This window comes from Shewanella gaetbuli (assembly GCF_023284065.1).
GTDB classification, from domain to species: domain Bacteria; phylum Pseudomonadota; class Gammaproteobacteria; order Enterobacterales; family Shewanellaceae; genus Shewanella; species Shewanella gaetbuli.
This window is the reverse complement of sequence record NZ_JAKIKP010000012.1, coordinates 53,972-70,479: the sequence shown is the minus strand read 5'-3', so window position 1 is coordinate 70,479 and position 16,508 is coordinate 53,972. Positions and strand designations below refer to the sequence as shown.

Annotated in this window: 13 protein-coding genes; 9 read left to right on the top strand and 4 right to left on the bottom strand. The window is 39.4% G+C overall.

Going from position 1 to position 16,508, the window contains the following annotated elements; genetic code table 11:
- Positions 1–11: 11 nt before the first annotated feature.
- The gene (gene dnaA / locus L2672_RS14290) at positions 12–1,400 is read right to left on the bottom strand and encodes a chromosomal replication initiator protein DnaA (RefSeq protein WP_248996516.1); all 1,389 of its coding nucleotides are present in this window, start codon (positions 1,398–1,400) and stop codon (positions 12–14) included.
- A 447-nt stretch (positions 1,401–1,847) separates the two neighbouring features.
- Here dnaA and rpmH point away from each other — a divergent pair, with 447 nt between their 5' ends.
- From rpmH to mnmE, 5 genes are all read left to right on the top strand, one after another.
- Positions 1,848–1,985, top strand: a complete 138-nt coding sequence (rpmH, locus tag L2672_RS14285; protein WP_006083827.1) for a 50S ribosomal protein L34 — start codon at positions 1,848–1,850, stop codon at positions 1,983–1,985.
- Positions 1,986–2,000: 15 nt separating this feature from the next.
- Entirely contained in the window at positions 2,001–2,357 is a 357-nt protein-coding gene (gene rnpA, locus L2672_RS14280) for a ribonuclease P protein component (RefSeq protein WP_248996515.1), read from the top strand.
- Positions 2,324–2,578: a membrane protein insertion efficiency factor YidD gene (gene yidD, locus L2672_RS14275; RefSeq protein ID WP_248996514.1), complete on the top strand. Its 255-nt coding sequence runs from the start codon at positions 2,324–2,326 to the stop codon at positions 2,576–2,578. Before rnpA ends, yidD begins: the two co-directional genes overlap by 34 nt.
- A gap of 3 nt (positions 2,579–2,581) precedes the next feature.
- The gene (gene yidC, locus L2672_RS14270) at positions 2,582–4,210 is read left to right on the top strand and encodes a membrane protein insertase YidC (RefSeq protein ID WP_248996513.1); all 1,629 of its coding nucleotides are present in this window, start codon (positions 2,582–2,584) and stop codon (positions 4,208–4,210) included.
- 81 nt (positions 4,211–4,291) lie between these two features.
- Positions 4,292–5,653: a tRNA uridine-5-carboxymethylaminomethyl(34) synthesis GTPase MnmE gene (gene mnmE / locus L2672_RS14265; protein WP_248996512.1), complete on the top strand. Its 1,362-nt coding sequence runs from the start codon at positions 4,292–4,294 to the stop codon at positions 5,651–5,653.
- Positions 5,654–5,715: 62 nt separating this feature from the next.
- Here mnmE and L2672_RS14260 read toward each other — a convergent pair whose 3' ends face one another.
- Entirely contained in the window at positions 5,716–8,760 is a 3,045-nt protein-coding gene (locus tag L2672_RS14260) for a hypothetical protein (RefSeq protein ID WP_248996511.1), read from the bottom strand.
- Between the two features lie 216 nt (positions 8,761–8,976).
- Positions 8,977–9,849: a LysR substrate-binding domain-containing protein gene (locus tag L2672_RS14255; protein WP_248996510.1), complete on the bottom strand. Its 873-nt coding sequence runs from the start codon at positions 9,847–9,849 to the stop codon at positions 8,977–8,979.
- Positions 9,850–9,976: 127 nt separating this feature from the next.
- Between L2672_RS14255 and L2672_RS14250 the strand changes: the two genes are divergently transcribed.
- Both L2672_RS14250 and fghA read left to right on the top strand, forming a co-directional pair.
- A complete protein-coding gene (locus tag L2672_RS14250) occupies positions 9,977–11,107 on the top strand; it encodes an S-(hydroxymethyl)glutathione dehydrogenase/class III alcohol dehydrogenase (RefSeq protein ID WP_248996509.1) in 1,131 nt (376 codons plus the stop codon).
- 76 nt (positions 11,108–11,183) lie between these two features.
- Positions 11,184–12,029 carry an S-formylglutathione hydrolase gene (fghA, locus tag L2672_RS14245; RefSeq protein WP_248996508.1) on the top strand — a complete coding sequence of 282 codons (846 nt, stop codon included), beginning with the start codon at positions 11,184–11,186 and terminating at the stop codon, positions 12,027–12,029.
- Positions 12,030–12,126: 97 nt separating this feature from the next.
- Here the strand turns inward: fghA and L2672_RS14240 are convergent, their stop codons facing one another.
- Positions 12,127–13,494: an alanine/glycine:cation symporter family protein gene (locus tag L2672_RS14240; protein WP_248996507.1), complete on the bottom strand. Its 1,368-nt coding sequence runs from the start codon at positions 13,492–13,494 to the stop codon at positions 12,127–12,129.
- Between the two features lie 122 nt (positions 13,495–13,616).
- Between L2672_RS14240 and mioC the strand changes: the two genes are divergently transcribed.
- Both mioC and mnmG read left to right on the top strand, forming a co-directional pair.
- Positions 13,617–14,060: an FMN-binding protein MioC gene (gene mioC / locus L2672_RS14235; protein WP_248996506.1), complete on the top strand. Its 444-nt coding sequence runs from the start codon at positions 13,617–13,619 to the stop codon at positions 14,058–14,060.
- Between the two features lie 521 nt (positions 14,061–14,581).
- Positions 14,582–16,471, top strand: coding sequence for a tRNA uridine-5-carboxymethylaminomethyl(34) synthesis enzyme MnmG (gene mnmG, locus L2672_RS14230; protein WP_248996505.1), 1,890 nt, complete (start codon positions 14,582–14,584; stop codon positions 16,469–16,471).
- Positions 16,472–16,508 lie beyond the last annotated feature (37 nt).

The following is a 16,508-nucleotide window of genomic DNA, read 5'->3' as shown; positions in this document are numbered from 1 at the left end:
ATTTCCCTGAATTAAGAAGAGAGCGTTCTGATTAAGTTTGCATAGTCTTCTTTAATGTCATGACTTTCTTCACGTAGTTGCGCAATTTTACGACAAGCATGCAGTACGGTTGTATGATCACGACCACCAAATGCATCACCAATTTCAGGCAAGCTTTGGTTTGTTAGTTCTTTAGATAGTGCCATCGCCACTTGTCTAGGTCTAGCCACACTGCGCGAGCGACGCTTAGACAGCATATCAGCCATTTTTATTTTGTAATATTCAGCAACGGTTTTCTGAATATTATCTATAGTGACTAATTTTTCTTGCAGTGCCAAGAGATCTCTTAATGCTTCTCTTACAAAATCAATGGTTATAGGTCTACCAGTGAAATTAGCATTAGCTATAACGCGGTTTAGTGCGCCTTCAAGTTCACGAACGTTTGAACGTAAACGTTTAGCGATAAAGAAAGCGACTTCATCAGGGAGATTAATACCACTTTCTTGGGCTTTACGCATTAAAATAGCCACGCGAGTTTCGAGTTCTGGCGGCTCAATAGCGACGGTTAGTCCCCAACCAAAACGCGATTTTAATCTATCTTCAACACCGTCAATTTCTTTAGGATAACGGTCTGAAGTTAAAATTATTTGATGATTACCTTCTAATAATGCATTGAAGGTATGAAAGAACTCTTCTTGCGAGCGGTCTTTGTTAGCAAAAAATTGAATGTCATCGATGAATAACGCATCAACACTGCGATAATAGCGTTTAAATTCTTCAATGGCGTTATTTTGTAATGCCTTAACCATGTCCTGAACAAATCGCTCAGAATGCATATACACCACTTTAGCATCGGGATTATTTTTAATAATGCCATTACCCACAGCGTGTAAAAGGTGAGTTTTACCTAAGCCGGTTCCGCCGTATAAAAATAATGGGTTATAAGCACCGCCAGGATTCTCTGAAACTTGCAGTGCCGCCGCTTTACCTAATTGGTTTGATTTACCTTCAACAAAGTTATCAAACTGATAAGTAGGGTTAATATTACTGCGATGATTAGCGTTAGCGACAGGCTCTGCTTGAGTATTAAAACTGGTGCCTACTCGCGCCTTAGTTTGTTGGCTGGCAGGTTTGGTATAAACAGGTGCAGTGACAACAGGGGTTTGACGTGCAGAAGGGCGCGATCCAATATCAAAGCGCAACTTAGGAGCATTGCTGCCCATTTGCTCTGTGAAAAATTGGTTGATGATATTAATGTACTTGTCGCGAACCCAATCCAATACAAATCGGTTAGGTGCATAAAGCACTAACGTATCACCATCCATTTCAGCTTGTAACGGACGGATCCACATACTGAACTGCTGAGCGGATAATTCGTCTTGCAGTCTGCCGATACATTGTTGCCAAAGTGAAACCGCCACTTATATCTTCCCCAAATTTAGCTTAACAAAAGGAGATATATTCTATAGCGAGATCACTTGGATCGCTATCGTTAATATTAATTTTATCCCCAACGCGATCATTGTATGTGGATATCTTCGATCATTGAAGATCAAACTCGATCTAAATTTCATTAATTTGGTGAAAATCTCGCTTTATTAACTGATCCAGAATGATCTATAATACGCGACCTTTGATCTGCTTTACATTGATAAGATCTACAATATATTGTGTTGGTACACAGAGTTATCCACACTCTATTGTGATTTTTAACCGTTTACAGCAAAGGAACATTGGCAGAAATTTATCATATAACGACATTGGCTGTTGACGCCCAGAGTTAAAGTGATTACAATTCGGCCTCTTTTTTGCCCTTACCTCTAATGTTGGAGCTAAGGAAAATTCACTAACAAAGACGGATTGCCATCATGAGTAAACGTACTTTTCAACCTAGCAACCTGAAGCGCAAGCGTTCTCACGGCTTCCGCGCTCGTATGGCCACTGTAGGCGGCCGTAAGGTGCTTGCACGTCGTCGTGCGAAAGGTCGCGCTCGTTTATCTGCTTAATAAGTAGAAAACTAGGTGACTAGCTATACCTTTACGCGGGAGTTACGTTTGTTAACTCCCGCGCAATTTAAATCTGTATTCTCCAATCCTATCAAAGCATCTTCTGCTGAAATAACCCTGCTCGCCATTCCAAATTCTGAGCAACATCCTCGTATTGGTTTAACTGTAGCCAAACGCCATATTAAGTTTGCTAATAAACGTAATAGAGTAAAACGAGTGATAAGGGACAGTTTTCGTTTACATCAACACGACTTACCAGCGTTAGATATCGTTGTATTGGTCAGAGGTGGCGTGATGGAAATGGATAATGCAGAACTAAAAAAACTGATAGAAAAATTATGGCGCAAACTCAATCGCCGTTACAATGGCTAGCAACCACGTTCATTCGTGGCTATCAAATTATTATTAGCCCGATGATTGGGCCACGCTGCCGATTCAATCCAACATGCTCAAATTATGCTATGGAAGCAATAAAAACGCACGGAACAGCGAAAGGTAGTTGGTTTGCAATCAAACGCATATTAAAATGTCACCCTTTACATCCCGGCGGAAGTGACCCCGTCCCACCCAAAAATGACAGGTGTAATAAATAGGCTATGGAATCTCAACGCAATATATTGCTAATCGGTTTACTTTTTGTCAGCTTCTTAATGTGGCAACAATGGCAAACAGATAAAGCGCCCCAACCTGTTGCAACTGAATCTTCAGTTACAGCATCGACGGCAGCAAACTCTCATTCATCAGATGTTCCTGATGCTGATGCTTCTCTACCTGAAGCAATAACCGCATCAAAAGAACTCATCACAGTTACCACTGACCAATTAGTATTAAAAATTGATCCAGTGGGTGGCGACATTGTTTATTCTGCGTTGGTTGAACATCGACTAGAAATAGACCAAGAAGAGTCTTTTGTATTGCTTGAGCAATCACCAGAACTCTACTACATCGCACAAAGTGGCTTAATCGGTAGAAATGGTATCGACAGTAGCAGTAAAGGTCGTGCTCACTTTTCAGTAGAGTCGCAAGAATTTACGCTAGCAGATGGTCAAGACACACTTGAAGTGCCCTTAACTTATGTGGCTGATAACGGTGTAACTTATACCAAAGTATTCGTTCTTCATCGTGGTATGTTCAATATTGATGTTGATTACCGTATCAATAATACCTCGGCTGAGCAGCTTCAAGTACAAATGTACGGCCAAATTAAGCACAGCATAAAAGAAAGTGAAGGCAGCATGATGATGCCTACATATCGTGGTGCTGCGTTTTCAACTGCTGATACTCGTTACGAAAAATACAGCTTTGAAGACATGGCAAGCAAAAACCTAGACAAGAAAACTCTAGGTGGTTGGGCTGCAATGTTACAACACTATTTTGTATCTGCATGGGTTCCACCGGCCAATGACCAAAATACTATTTTCTCAAGTATCAGCGCGGGTGGTTTAGCGAATATTGGTTTCCGTGGTGCGCTTTATGATATTGCACCAGGCACTCAACAAACCATTTCTTCGCAGTTTTATGTTGGCCCTAAAGATCAAGAAGCCCTTTCTAACATTTCTGAGTCATTAAACTTAGTTGTTGATTATGGTTTCTTATGGTGGCTAGCTATCCCAATCCATTGGTTATTGATGTTCTATCAATCATTTGTGGGTAACTGGGGTGTGGCAATTATTTTAATTACCTTAACCGTACGTGGATTGTTATACCCGCTAACCAAAGCGCAGTATACCTCTATGGCTAAAATGCGTAATTTACAGCCTAAGCTTGCTGACATGAAAGAGCGTTTTGGTGATGACCGTCAGAAGATGGGTCAGGCCATGATGGAGCTATACAAGAAAGAAAAAGTTAACCCTATGGGCGGCTGTTTACCTATCTTGTTACAAATGCCAATTTTCATCGCACTATACTGGGTATTACTAGAAAGTTATGAACTGCGTCATGCACCATTCATGTTATGGATTGACGATTTATCAGTTCAAGATCCTTTCTATGTATTACCATTATTAATGGGTGTGTCTATGTGGTTAATGCAAAAAATGCAGCCAATGGCACCAACCATGGATCCAATGCAAGTGAAAATGATGCAGTGGATGCCGGTAATCTTTACCGTATTCTTCCTATGGTTCCCAGCAGGTCTAGTACTTTACTGGTTAGTCGGTAACTTAGTAGCCATTACCCAGCAAAAGATTATTTATGCCGGTCTTGAGAAAAAAGGCTTAAAATAAGCCTAAGCTCAATTGATAAGTAAAACAAAAGGCGGCTTAATTGGCCGCCTTTTTCCTTTGATGATTTAACAGGACTTAACCGTGACAACAGATACTATTGTGGCACAGGCTACCGCTCCAGGTCGTGGCGGTGTAGGCATCATTCGTGTTTCAGGAGACTTAGCCTCAGATGTAGCAAAAACCATTATTGGTCATGTACCTAAAACTCGATATGCCGAATACTGTGACTTCAAAGGCAATGAAGGTCAGGTTATTGATCAAGGCATTGCGTTATTTTTTAAAGGCCCCAACTCCTTTACCGGTGAAGATGTATTAGAGCTTCAAGGACACGGTGGCCAAATAGTACTTGATATGCTGATTAAGCGTGTTATGGATGTTAAAGGCATTAGAATTGCTAAGCCTGGTGAGTTCAGTGAACAAGCCTTTATGAATGACAAGTTGGATTTAACCCAAGCAGAAGCCATTGCCGACCTTATTGATGCCACCAGTGAACAAGCCGCAAAAAGTGCTCTACAATCTTTACAAGGTGAGTTTTCCAATGAAGTTCATGAACTGGTAGACCAAGTCACCAACCTTAGATTATATGTTGAAGCCGCAATTGATTTTCCTGATGAGGAAGTCGACTTTTTATCTGACGGTAAAATTGCCAACGCACTTTATAACATCATCAGCAAGCTTGACACGGTACAGGCCAGTGCCAAACAAGGCGCTATTATTCGTGAAGGGATGAAAGTGGTTATTGCCGGTCGCCCAAATGCCGGTAAATCCAGTTTATTGAATGCATTAGCAGGTAAAGAGTCTGCCATTGTCACTGAAATTGCTGGTACAACCCGTGATGTACTGCGTGAACATATTCATTTAGATGGTATGCCGCTGCACATTATTGATACCGCAGGTTTACGAGATACCGTTGATACGGTTGAACAAATTGGTATTGAGCGCGCATGGAGCGAAATTGAAACTGCTGACCGAGTGTTATTTATGGTTGATGGCACCACCACAAATGCGGTTGATCCACATGAAATTTGGCCTGACTTTATTGACCGTTTACCCCCCAACTTAGGGGTTACCGTCATAAGAAATAAAGCCGATTTAACAGGTGAATCCTTGGCTATGTCGGCAGAACAAGGCTATGACGTTTACCGAATTTCAGCTAAAACGGGCTTAGGCGTAGAAGAATTAAAGCAGCATCTTAAATCATTGATGGGTTATCAAAGTAACTTAGAGGGTGGCTTTATCGCTCGCCGTCGCCATTTGGAAGCACTAGAACTAGCGGCAAGTCACCTACAGTTAGGTAAAGAGCAGTTAGAAGTTTTTCAAGCTGGTGAGCTATTGGCAGAAGAGTTACGTATGTGCCAAATGGCACTATCTGAAATTACCGGCAAATTTACCTCCGATGATTTACTGGGTAAAATTTTTAGCTCTTTCTGTATTGGTAAATAACATTATTAGTCATACAAAAAAGCCCTGAATATTCAGGGCTTTAATTTTACATCAATCACAAACTAAGGTGTGGTTTGATAATTAAATTGCACTATTCCCCACTCATATAATGATTTAGGGAAGCCATACTTGGTCACACCATATGTGACATCAGGCAAGGTATAAAAGCCCCCATTATCATCGGCCAAAAATTCTCGCTGACCTCGACGATAATATATAAGCGGCTCAACTAATTCATAAGCGGTATTATCTTGTAAAGCACTATCATTTATCACACTAAACCGGGTCATTCTTACAGAGCGTCCGGTGGTACAATATCCCGCAGCATCATAATCAATCGCTTTTACTGCATCAGGGCTATTAGTATCCAAATCAGATAAACAACCATCAAAGCGTGCTACATGAACAAGTATCGCCTTTCTTTGGTTAATATCATCAATACCAACGGGTTTAACATCAAGATATACCACCTTACCTTTACCATACTGTTGAAGTTGGCTATCAGTGGGTTCATTAACGGCTCTATAAGCCATTAAACCAAACTCACTTTCTTCAAGTTTTTCATATTGTGGGGCACTTAAAGTACTGACAATGACCGTTTGCTCCTGTGTAATAACATGATTAGCATCAATGTCAGCTGCATCAGCAAAATCTACTGTAACCGTAACAAACTGCTCAGGCATTGCTAAGTAATTTTGCGATTCGTCCTCTTTAACATTCAGGCTAATAGGCGTATTTTTTCTATAGTTTTTCAAAGTAACCGTACCATTGGCCTTGTCTAAGTCATAAAAACCAATAGGGTTTGCGCCCGCAAGCTCATAACTACGTATACCGATGGCGGTACCAAAGTCCAATGTAATTGTTTTAAAAGGGCTAAAGGTTTCTGTTTGAACCAACGTTGGCAAACCAGGGTGTTTAGCTTTATCAATTACGCCATCAACAATTACCGTTTTGGTTTTATAATTTCGTGAACCATAAGTCACCTCAACTTGATAAGTTCCTGCGTTTTTAATACGCAATAAACCACTATTAATATCTGGCATAGCCACCGTTTGAGAGGCTTGATTTATCAATCTAAATTGCGCATCAACAGGGGCAGAAAATAATGGAATAATTGCCGCATCGGGAGAAAAAGTTGTTTTAAAATAATCAACGGATACTGGGTTATCTGCTTGTTCAATATTAACCGTAAAACTAACCTCACCTGGCGCATATTGACTATTGCCCGAGTCCTTAACCTTAACACGTGTTGTGCCTGTATTTTGGATACGCATTTCACCAGTTTGGGTATTGAGGCTAACCACATCTGTTGCTGCCCCAGCTAAAAACTCATAAGTCACCGTGCCTACATCACCTTCTACAACAGGCCCTTTAATCAGTGGGTTATTTGCAGCCCATGTCATAGAAACTGAATCAGATGAAAGCTTTAAACGATTGGCCGCTGTTGTAATGTCGACATAAACAACTTGCTCAGCCCCGGCAAGATAATTGTCATTTTCTGCACGACGTAATGTTAATTGCGTTTTACCCGCCTTATGCACTTGTAAAATGCCATCATTAAGTAAACTAGCCACATCTTGTTGGCTGTTTTTAATCACATCAAGCTGGCTTATATGAGTTAGCCCAAGGTCTTTCAATAAATTAATTTGTAAGTTTGGCGCATAAACACGCCCATAGCTTAATGCCGGTAAGTTTTCGCCAGCCGCTTTTGCAACATCTAGTGTTAAGCTAAATTGGGTCGGTAAATATAACTCGCCACCATCATCTTCAAATTTAAGTTTATATAGCCCCGCTTTATCGACGAGTAAATTATTTGCCTCAACACGTAAGCCCGCAGGCAACGCATCAACTGCCGTTAATTGCCCTTTTTGACCAGCAAACTGTAAAGGTAAACTCAGGGCGGGTTTATAACTCAAAGAAGATGCTGTATCTGCGATTCCTAAATGTGGTGCAGGGGTAACTTCTATCGAAAATTGGGTGGAAGATGCAGGATAATTTCGAGTACTTTTTTCACTTGCTTCAACGACAACGGTACCAACTGATTTCATTTTAAATGCATCACCAGCTTGCACGAGTTCTACAACATCACCTCCTGTCACAACTTGATATTCCACATCACCATAGTGATGGCTTACCGTAGGATAAATATAAGAATCTGTTGAGTAATGAGTCACTATTTCATCCACTGTTAACGATTCTCTTTTCCCCTGTTTAATGACAACTGCAAACGTTGCTGTTTGTTGTTTTTGATCATATGCATCACTATAAGTTGCCGTTGCTTCAACTTCAATTTGACCCACATTTTTAATGGTGAGGTTTCCCTGCTGAGGGTTAAATATTTCCGCAACTTGGTCATCAGGTAAGCTGTTTATTATTTTATAAGTGATGCTTTCGACATCAACATTATCTAACCTTGTCGGTTCTAACGTTAACCCTTCTCTATATAATGCCTCTAAAGGGGCAAACTGTAATTTATCAGCTTCAACCGAATGAATAACAACTTTTACATTAATTTGTTGAGGTAAATAATTATCATCCCCTGCGTCAGTAACTTCAACAATCGCTTCCCCTACAGCACCTAAAGCCGTTACCTTGCCATCACTATTTATATCAATTAATGATTCATGTCCTGTTTTAACACGATAGGTTAATGGGCCTTTTTGCCCGCGAACAACTAATTGATGAGCTGTAGTATCCAATGCTGCTAGATTGAGCTCATTGGCAACTAATGATGTATTTTCAGCTTTTTCTACATTGATGGTGAATGAAGCCTGCGATGATTGATATATTTCACTGGTATCAGTGGCACGAATAGTGGTTAAGCCTGTGCGTAAAATTTGTATTTGACCTGCATCATTTAATTTAACAACATTAGCTGGGGATGAATCTAATATTTGATAGGTAATTTTACCTTTAGTGTTAGTCAGTTTTATGCTTGGTATTGCATTAGCAATATACGTAACCACAACATCTTCAACTTTTAACTGAGGTCTGGGCTCTTTCTCTACAACAGGTGGCTTACTGGGCTGGTCACTTCCACCGCCACCACAACCTACCATCGTTAAAATGGTGACGATTATTATTGCCAATAAATTGATATTTCTCATATGAGTTAGCCTACTGCTACAAACGAATTTAACCCATACTAATTTCAAAAAATTTATCTACATAATTAATACTAATTATTAAAAATTATTATTTACCATCAAAAATAAAGTTGATACAAGCTACTGATAAAAAACAACAAGTATAAAAAATAAATAAAACCGTACTAAAAAATAGAAAACTTATAATTAATTATTATCCTTCATTGACTATAACTTTTAATCCACTAACTTTTCAGCTAATAATTTAATTAACAAACTAATTTTTGGCGATAAATGTCTATTGTATGAGTAAATAGCCCATATTCCTTCAGGAGCAGGCTGAAATGAAGGTAATAGCTCTTGTAAGCCCCCTTCTTTAATGGCGGTATTCACGTAATAATCAGGCAATTGCACTATACCTAAACCCGAAATAGCCGCATTTAGCAGGGTAATTCCACTACTGCATTGTAATCGGCCATTGACTCTTATTAAGGTTTCACGGCCATTATGCTCAAAATGCCAATGGTTTTTAGTGCCGACTAAACAATGATGTTGGCTTAAATCAGCAAGAGTTTGTGGAGCGCCCTGCAGCTGAATGTATTTGGGTGATGCACAAACGAACTGTCGACGACTTGCTAACCGTTTAGCCACTAGACTTGAATCAGCTAAGTGCCCTAACCTAATCGCTAAATCATAGCTTCCATCAACCAAATCCAACTGTTTATTCGTTAACTCACAAATCACTTCAACTTGTGGGTATTTCTCCATAAACTCCAACACAATTGGCATAATAAATTGCTCACCGTAAGTCACTGGGGCTGTCATTCTAATAAGCCCTTGTGGGGTGTTTTGCAAAGATGAAATTGACCTTTCAGCTTCTTCAAGATTGTCTAACACTTGCTGACAATGACGAAAATAAATAGCTCCCTCTTCGGTTAACGATACTTTTCGGGTAGTGCGATAAAATAATTTAGTTTGTAAACGATTTTCAAGCAAGCCAACTTGACGGCTTACTTGCGCAGTAGAAATTCCCAATTGATTAGCCGCATGGGTAAAACTGGCATGTTTGGCCACTGCAACAAATTCAACAATACCATTCCAAGGAAACATTATTACTCTCTGGTAAAAGTGATTTACATTTAAACTGATTATCTATCACCAGAAAATATATACAATGAATTTATCTTCTACACTGAATGAACTCAGTTCTGCATAAATCTATTTAAGGACAAACACGATGTCAGCACAATTTATCAAATCTAAAGCCGCTGTAGCTTGGGGCCCTGGACAACCACTTTCTGTTGAAGAAGTTGATGTTATGTACCCCAAAGCCGGTGAAGTCATGGTAAAAATAATCGCTTCTGGCGTATGTCATACTGACGCATTTACATTATCAGGCGATGATCCTGAAGGTGTTTTTCCTGCCATTTTAGGTCATGAAGGTGGCGGTATTGTCGAAATGGTTGGTGAAGGTGTAACCAGTGTTCAAGTTGGCGACCATGTCATTCCTTTATACACAGCAGAGTGTGGTAAATGTAAGTTCTGTACTTCAGGAAAAACCAATCTTTGTAGTGCCGTTCGCGAAACTCAAGGTAAAGGCTTAATGCCTGATGGCACGACTCGATTTTATAAAGATGGTCAGCCTATTTTCCATTACATGGGTTGTTCAACCTTTTCTGAATATACTGTATTACCTGAAATATCATTGGCTAAAGTCAATAAACAAGCACCACTAGAAGAGGTTTGTTTATTAGGTTGCGGCGTGACCACTGGTATGGGTGCAGTACTCAATACCGCAAAAGTACAACAAGGTGATACGGTTGCAATATTTGGCTTAGGCGGTATTGGATTATCAGCCATTATTGGCGCAACAATGGCGGGGGCAAGTCGCATCATTGGTATTGATATCAATGAGTCAAAATTTGAATTAGCCACAAAATTAGGTGCAACAGATTGTATTAATCCTAAAAACTATTCTAAACCTATTCAGGAAGTGATCGTTGAAATGACCGATGGTGGCGTAGACTTTTCTTTTGAATGTATTGGTAACGTCAATGTTATGCGTAGCGCATTAGAATGCTGCCATAAAGGCTGGGGCGAATCTGTCATAATTGGTGTTGCAGGTGCTGGCCAAGAAATCTCTACACGTCCATTCCAATTAGTTACAGGTAGAGTCTGGAAAGGCAGTGCATTTGGTGGTGTTAAAGGACGCAGTGAATTACCCGGTATTGTTGAGCAGTATTTAAATGGTGAATTTAAACTGGATCATTTTATTACTCATACTATGGGGCTTGAAGGAATAAATGAAGCATTTGAGCTAATGCATAACGGGGAAAGTATTCGCTCAGTTATCCATTTCGACAAATAAGCAATTTATAGTTAACACTTTTAAAATATCAGGTGTCTAACTTTCTGGTTAGACACCTAACCAAAAGAAATTAACCATGACATTAGAAAATATCAGCAATACTAAAGTTTTTGGTGGTTGGTTAAAGCAATTTAATCATCAATCAACTAGCACACAATGCAAAATGCGTTTTGCAGTTTATTTACCACCACAAGCTGAAGTACATAAAGTGCCAGTGCTTTATTGGCTGTCAGGTTTAACCTGTACCGATGAAAATGTAATGCAAAAATCAGGCATACAAAGGGTGGCCGCTGAGCTCGGTATTGCTATTGTTGCGCCAGATACAAGCCCAAGAGGCGATAATGTAGCTGATGATGAGCACGGTGCATATGATTTTGGCATTGGAGCAGGTTTTTATCTTAATGCAACCCAAGCCCCATTTGATAACCATTATAAAATGTACGATTACGTAGTTGATGAATTACCAGCATTGATTGAAGCCAACTTTCCAGTGACATCACAAAAAAGTATTAGTGGCCATTCAATGGGCGGGCACGGTGCCATCACTATAGGTCTTAAAAATCCGCAAGCTTATCAATCAATTTCGGCATTTAGTCCAATTTGTAACCCAATGAACTGTCCTTGGGGTCAAAAAGCTTTCGTTGGATATTTAGGGGATAATCAGCAAGATTGGCTTGAATACGACAGTAGTGAATTAATGAAAGTGACTCAAGGCAATACCCCAATGCTGGTGGATCAAGGTAGTGAAGATAATTTTTTAGCTGAGCAACTTAAGCCACAAAGTTTGATTGATGCAGCACAAAGTCGTCAATACCCTTTAACACTGCGAATGCAACAAGGATATGATCACAGTTACTTCTTTATCAGTAGCTTTATTGAAGAGCATTTAAAATTTCACGCAAAGTACTTAATTAAAAGCTGATGCCTAAAGCACAATAATAATGACCGTATTGTGCCAACAAAAAGGAGTAAGCCTTAAAGGTTTACTCCTTTTTATTGTTTTAACAACTATAAAATTATCAGTGATTATTTGCCAATTTAGCGAAGTAAAGCTTTGAGGCTAGTCTAACTTTAGGTGCTAATAAAATAGCCGACACCATAGTAGGAATGGCCATTAGAGCATAAGCAGCATCAATAATATTGACGATTTCTTGTAAGCTTGCAGTAGCAGCAAACAAAATAGCGCATAAAAAGAAGTATTGATAAAAACGCAGTTTTTTACGACCAAACAAAAATGCAAAGCACTGACCTCCATAAAAAGCTTGGGTAAAAATGGTACTGATACTGAAAAAAACCACACATAAAATCAATAAGTAAGGTCCAACACCTGGCATAGTTATTTCAAAAGCTTGCGCAGACAAATTAACCCCTTGTGCTTCACCTCCTTGCCACACTCCAGAAATTAAAATAATCATCGCCGTAGCAGTACAAACAATTAATGTATCAATAGCAGGGCCTAACATCGCCACCAAACCTTCTTTTACTGGCTCGTTAGTTTTAGCACTTCCATGGGCCATCACCTCGGTTCCTATGCCTGCCTCATTGGAAAATGCAGCACGTCTAATGCCAATTAACATGGTACCTAAAATCCCACCACCCACAGAGTTCAATGAAAATGCTTCGGTAATAATTAATGAAAAATAATAAGGAATTTCAGTAACATGAGTAGCAATAACATAAAAGGCACACCCCATGTAAATCATAATCATTAGCGGAACCACTTTAGATGCGACCGAAGCAATTCGCTTAATTCCCCCTAAAATAACACTAGCAACAAGCAGCATAACGACAATGCCAAGAGATAAATCTATCCAAAAAGTTGACTCATTTGCTGGATAGTACCCAGGTTTAATAATTAGCCATTCACGGATTATCTGTACTAATTGATTAGCGTTAAATAATGGAAAATTTCCCACTAAACCGACCACACAAAAAAATACGGCTAAAAAATGCCACTTTTTCGATAACCCTTGAGTAATGATGTACATAGGCCCACCTTGAACATCACCATTCTCATCTTTTCCGCGGTACATAATGGCTAAAGTACAAGTAAAAAACTTAGTTGCCATACCGACAATGGCACTAATCCACATCCAGAAAATAGCCCCAGGACCACCAACCATTATGGCAACTGCCACACTGCCAATATTGCCCATACCAACGGTTCCCGCCATGGCACTAGATAATGCTCCAGCATGACTAATATGACCTTGAGCACCATCGTCAGGATGTTTTCCTCTAACAATATCAATAGCATGCCCAATATATCTAAAGGGAATAAAGCGACAATAAATTAAAAAGAATAAGCCTCCGCCTACCAGCAAAACCAACATATGTGGGCCCCACGCCATATCGGCAAGTTGCTGAGTAATGTCTACTAAGGTCATAATAATTGTTACGCATTTGTAAATGATGGGCTTAAAACTACTGACAATAGCCACAAGGTGCAATAATAAAAACCATTAACTCAAGTATACTGAGCAAAAGTGAAGATAATTTTGGAGATCAAATGGCAAAAATTGCATTTCTAGTGGGCACCACGCTTGGCGGTACCGAATATATAGCAGATGAATTAGCAGAAAAATTGACCGAATTAGGCCACGAAACAGAGGTGATGTTGACACCAGAATTGGCAGATTTAAAGCAATTTTCGCTATGGGTTTTAGTGTGTTCTACCCATGGAGCGGGAGAATTACCTGACAATATTCAGCCTTTTTACAAACAAATAATGCTCGAAATGCCCGATCTGAAAGATCATTTTTACGCTTTGTGCGCTGTTGGTGACTCAAGTTACGATACTTTTTGCCAAGGCCCCGAAAAATTGATCTCACTCTTTTCACAAGCAGGTGCAAAAGAGTTTGTGGATAAGATCCAGATCGATGTACAACAAGATCCAATCCCTGAAGAGCCCGCTTTGGCCTGGTTATCAAGCTGGCAAAATAGTATAGCTTAGATCATTTCTTATAAGTTATTGGGCGTACAATCCAATTAACCCACACTTTAGATCGAGTTTATCCACAAATTACTATTTTTATTTATAACTTTGTGGATAAACTATTATTTTCACCGATCATAACATTGTACTATTAACACCTCGATCTGATAAAAGATCCCCCCTGTGGATAACCATACGATCTATCCCCAACTTATATTAGGTTTGATCGTCAATAGATCACAGGATCAAAAACCTATAAGTTAATGATTAAAATGAACTTATAGCGTTACCCACAGAAAAACACGATCTTAATAGTAAACATAATAAGAAGATCTATATAAAGATCTTAAGATCTTTTACTCAACCCAAACTTGATCAAACAGGCTAAAATTGATCTTTCACCAAGGTGCTTTGCAGTGCTAAAATGATCTGCTCAACTGGAGCGATCCAAATATACCCATGTCACTTCTGGGAAAAAAATATTTGATCAAAAACCATTTTAATTTAGTTATTGTTAATTTTATCTACGTAGGTCAAAAATGCATTTTCATGAACGGTTTGATGTAATTATTGTTGGTGGTGGTCATGCCGGAACTGAAGCTGCACTTGCCGCAGCAAGAATGGGGTCTAAAACGTTATTATTAACCCATAACGTGGATACACTAGGCCAAATGTCTTGTAATCCTGCCATTGGTGGCATTGGCAAAGGCCATTTGGTTAAAGAAATTGATGCTTTAGGCGGTTCAATGGCCATTGCCACTGACTTTGCGGGTATTCAATTCAGAACACTTAACTCCAGTAAAGGCCCTGCTGTTCGAGCAACTCGTGCCCAAGCAGACAGAGCGCTTTATCGCCAAAAAATTCAGCAAATATTACAAAACCAGCCTAATTTACGTATTTTTCAACAAGCTGTAGACGATTTGATTGTTGAAAACGACAAAGTTATTGGTGTGGTCACTCAAATGGGATTAGCATTTGAAGCGCCAGCCGTAGTACTGACAACAGGTACTTTTTTAAGCGGTAAAATTCATATTGGTCTTCAAAATTACAGTGGTGGACGAGCGGGCGATCCTCCTGCCATTGCACTTGCCCATCGTTTACGCGAATTACCTATTCGAGTCGGACGGTTAAAAACCGGTACTCCACCACGCATTGATGCCAACACCATCGATTTTGATCAAATGACCGAACAAAAAGGCGATACACCGTTGCCTGTAATGTCATTTATTGGTGATGTAAGTCAGCATCCTGAGCAAATTTCTTGTTATATCACTCATACCAATGAGAAAACTCACGATATTATTCGTGGAGGTTTAGACAGAAGCCCTATGTATTCTGGGGTTATTGAAGGTATTGGCCCAAGATATTGCCCATCAATTGAAGATAAAATTAACCGTTTTGCTGATAAATCATCACATCAAATATTTATTGAGCCAGAAGGGTTAAATACCAATGAAATATACCCAAATGGTATTTCAACAAGCTTACCGTTTGATGTGCAATTAAATTTAGTTCGTTCGATCAAAGGCATGGAAAGTGCTGAAATTATTCGTCCAGGTTATGCTATTGAGTATGATTATTTTGATCCACGAGATCTTAAAAACTCACTAGAAACAAAAGCCATTAACGGACTATTTTTTGCAGGACAAATTAATGGGACTACTGGTTACGAAGAAGCCGGTGCCCAAGGTTTACTTGCAGGTATGAATGCCAGTTTACAAGTACAAGGCAAAGACAGTTGGTGCCCTCGTAGAGATGAAGCCTACATTGGTGTGTTAGTTGATGATTTATCAACATTAGGCACAAAAGAACCGTACCGTATGTTCACAAGCCGTGCTGAATATCGTTTGTTATTACGTGAAGACAATGCTGATTTACGTTTAACAGAAAAAGGTCGTGAACTAGGCTTAGTGGATGATGAACGTTGGCAGAAATTTACTCAAAAGCGTGAGTCAATAGAACTTGAACTTCAACGTTTACGTAGCCAGTGGGTTCATCCTAATTCAGCTTTATTAAATGTATTAAATCCTGAATTAAACACCCCTATTTCACGAGAAGCTTCTTTTGAAGATTTATTGCGTCGTCCTGAAATGGATTACCCAAAACTGATGTCATTAGAAGGTTTTGGTCCTGGGCTTGAAGATCCACGTGCTGCAGAGCAAGTTCAGATTCAAGTGAAATATTCTGGTTATATTCAACGTCAGCAAGATGAAATTGATAAAGCGGTTAGACATGAAAACTCATTACTGCCATTAGATCTGGATTACCAAGAAGTGCCAGGACTTTCAAATGAAGTGATCGCTAAATTAAATAACCATAAACCAGAAACCGTCGGTCAAGCATCACGTATATCAGGTATTACGCCTGCGGCGATTTCAATTTTGTTAGTACATCTGAAAAAACGCGGATTATTAAGAAAAACTGCTTAATTTCAAGCAAACGACTCAAAGTCAAACACAAGGGGAG

Bases quoted from the DNA above. Each gene is read 5' to 3' on its own strand.
- rpmH (WP_006083827.1), top strand. From the start codon at position 1,848: ATGAGTAAACGTACTTTTCAACCTAGCAACCTGAAGCGCAAGCGTTCT.
- yidD (WP_248996514.1), top strand. From the start codon at position 2,324: ATGGCGCAAACTCAATCGCCGTTACAATGGCTAGCAACCACGTTCATT.
- yidC (WP_248996513.1), top strand. From the start codon at position 2,582: ATGGAATCTCAACGCAATATATTGCTAATCGGTTTACTTTTTGTCAGC.
- L2672_RS14260 (WP_248996511.1), bottom strand. From the start codon at position 8,760: ATGAGAAATATCAATTTATTGGCAATAATAATCGTCACCATTTTAACG.
- L2672_RS14255 (WP_248996510.1), bottom strand. From the start codon at position 9,849: ATGTTTCCTTGGAATGGTATTGTTGAATTTGTTGCAGTGGCCAAACAT.
- L2672_RS14250 (WP_248996509.1), top strand. From the start codon at position 9,977: ATGTCAGCACAATTTATCAAATCTAAAGCCGCTGTAGCTTGGGGCCCT.
- fghA (WP_248996508.1), top strand. From the start codon at position 11,184: ATGACATTAGAAAATATCAGCAATACTAAAGTTTTTGGTGGTTGGTTA.
- L2672_RS14240 (WP_248996507.1), bottom strand. From the start codon at position 13,494: ATGACCTTAGTAGACATTACTCAGCAACTTGCCGATATGGCGTGGGGC.
- mioC (WP_248996506.1), top strand. From the start codon at position 13,617: ATGGCAAAAATTGCATTTCTAGTGGGCACCACGCTTGGCGGTACCGAA.
- mnmG (WP_248996505.1), top strand. From the start codon at position 14,582: ATGCATTTTCATGAACGGTTTGATGTAATTATTGTTGGTGGTGGTCAT.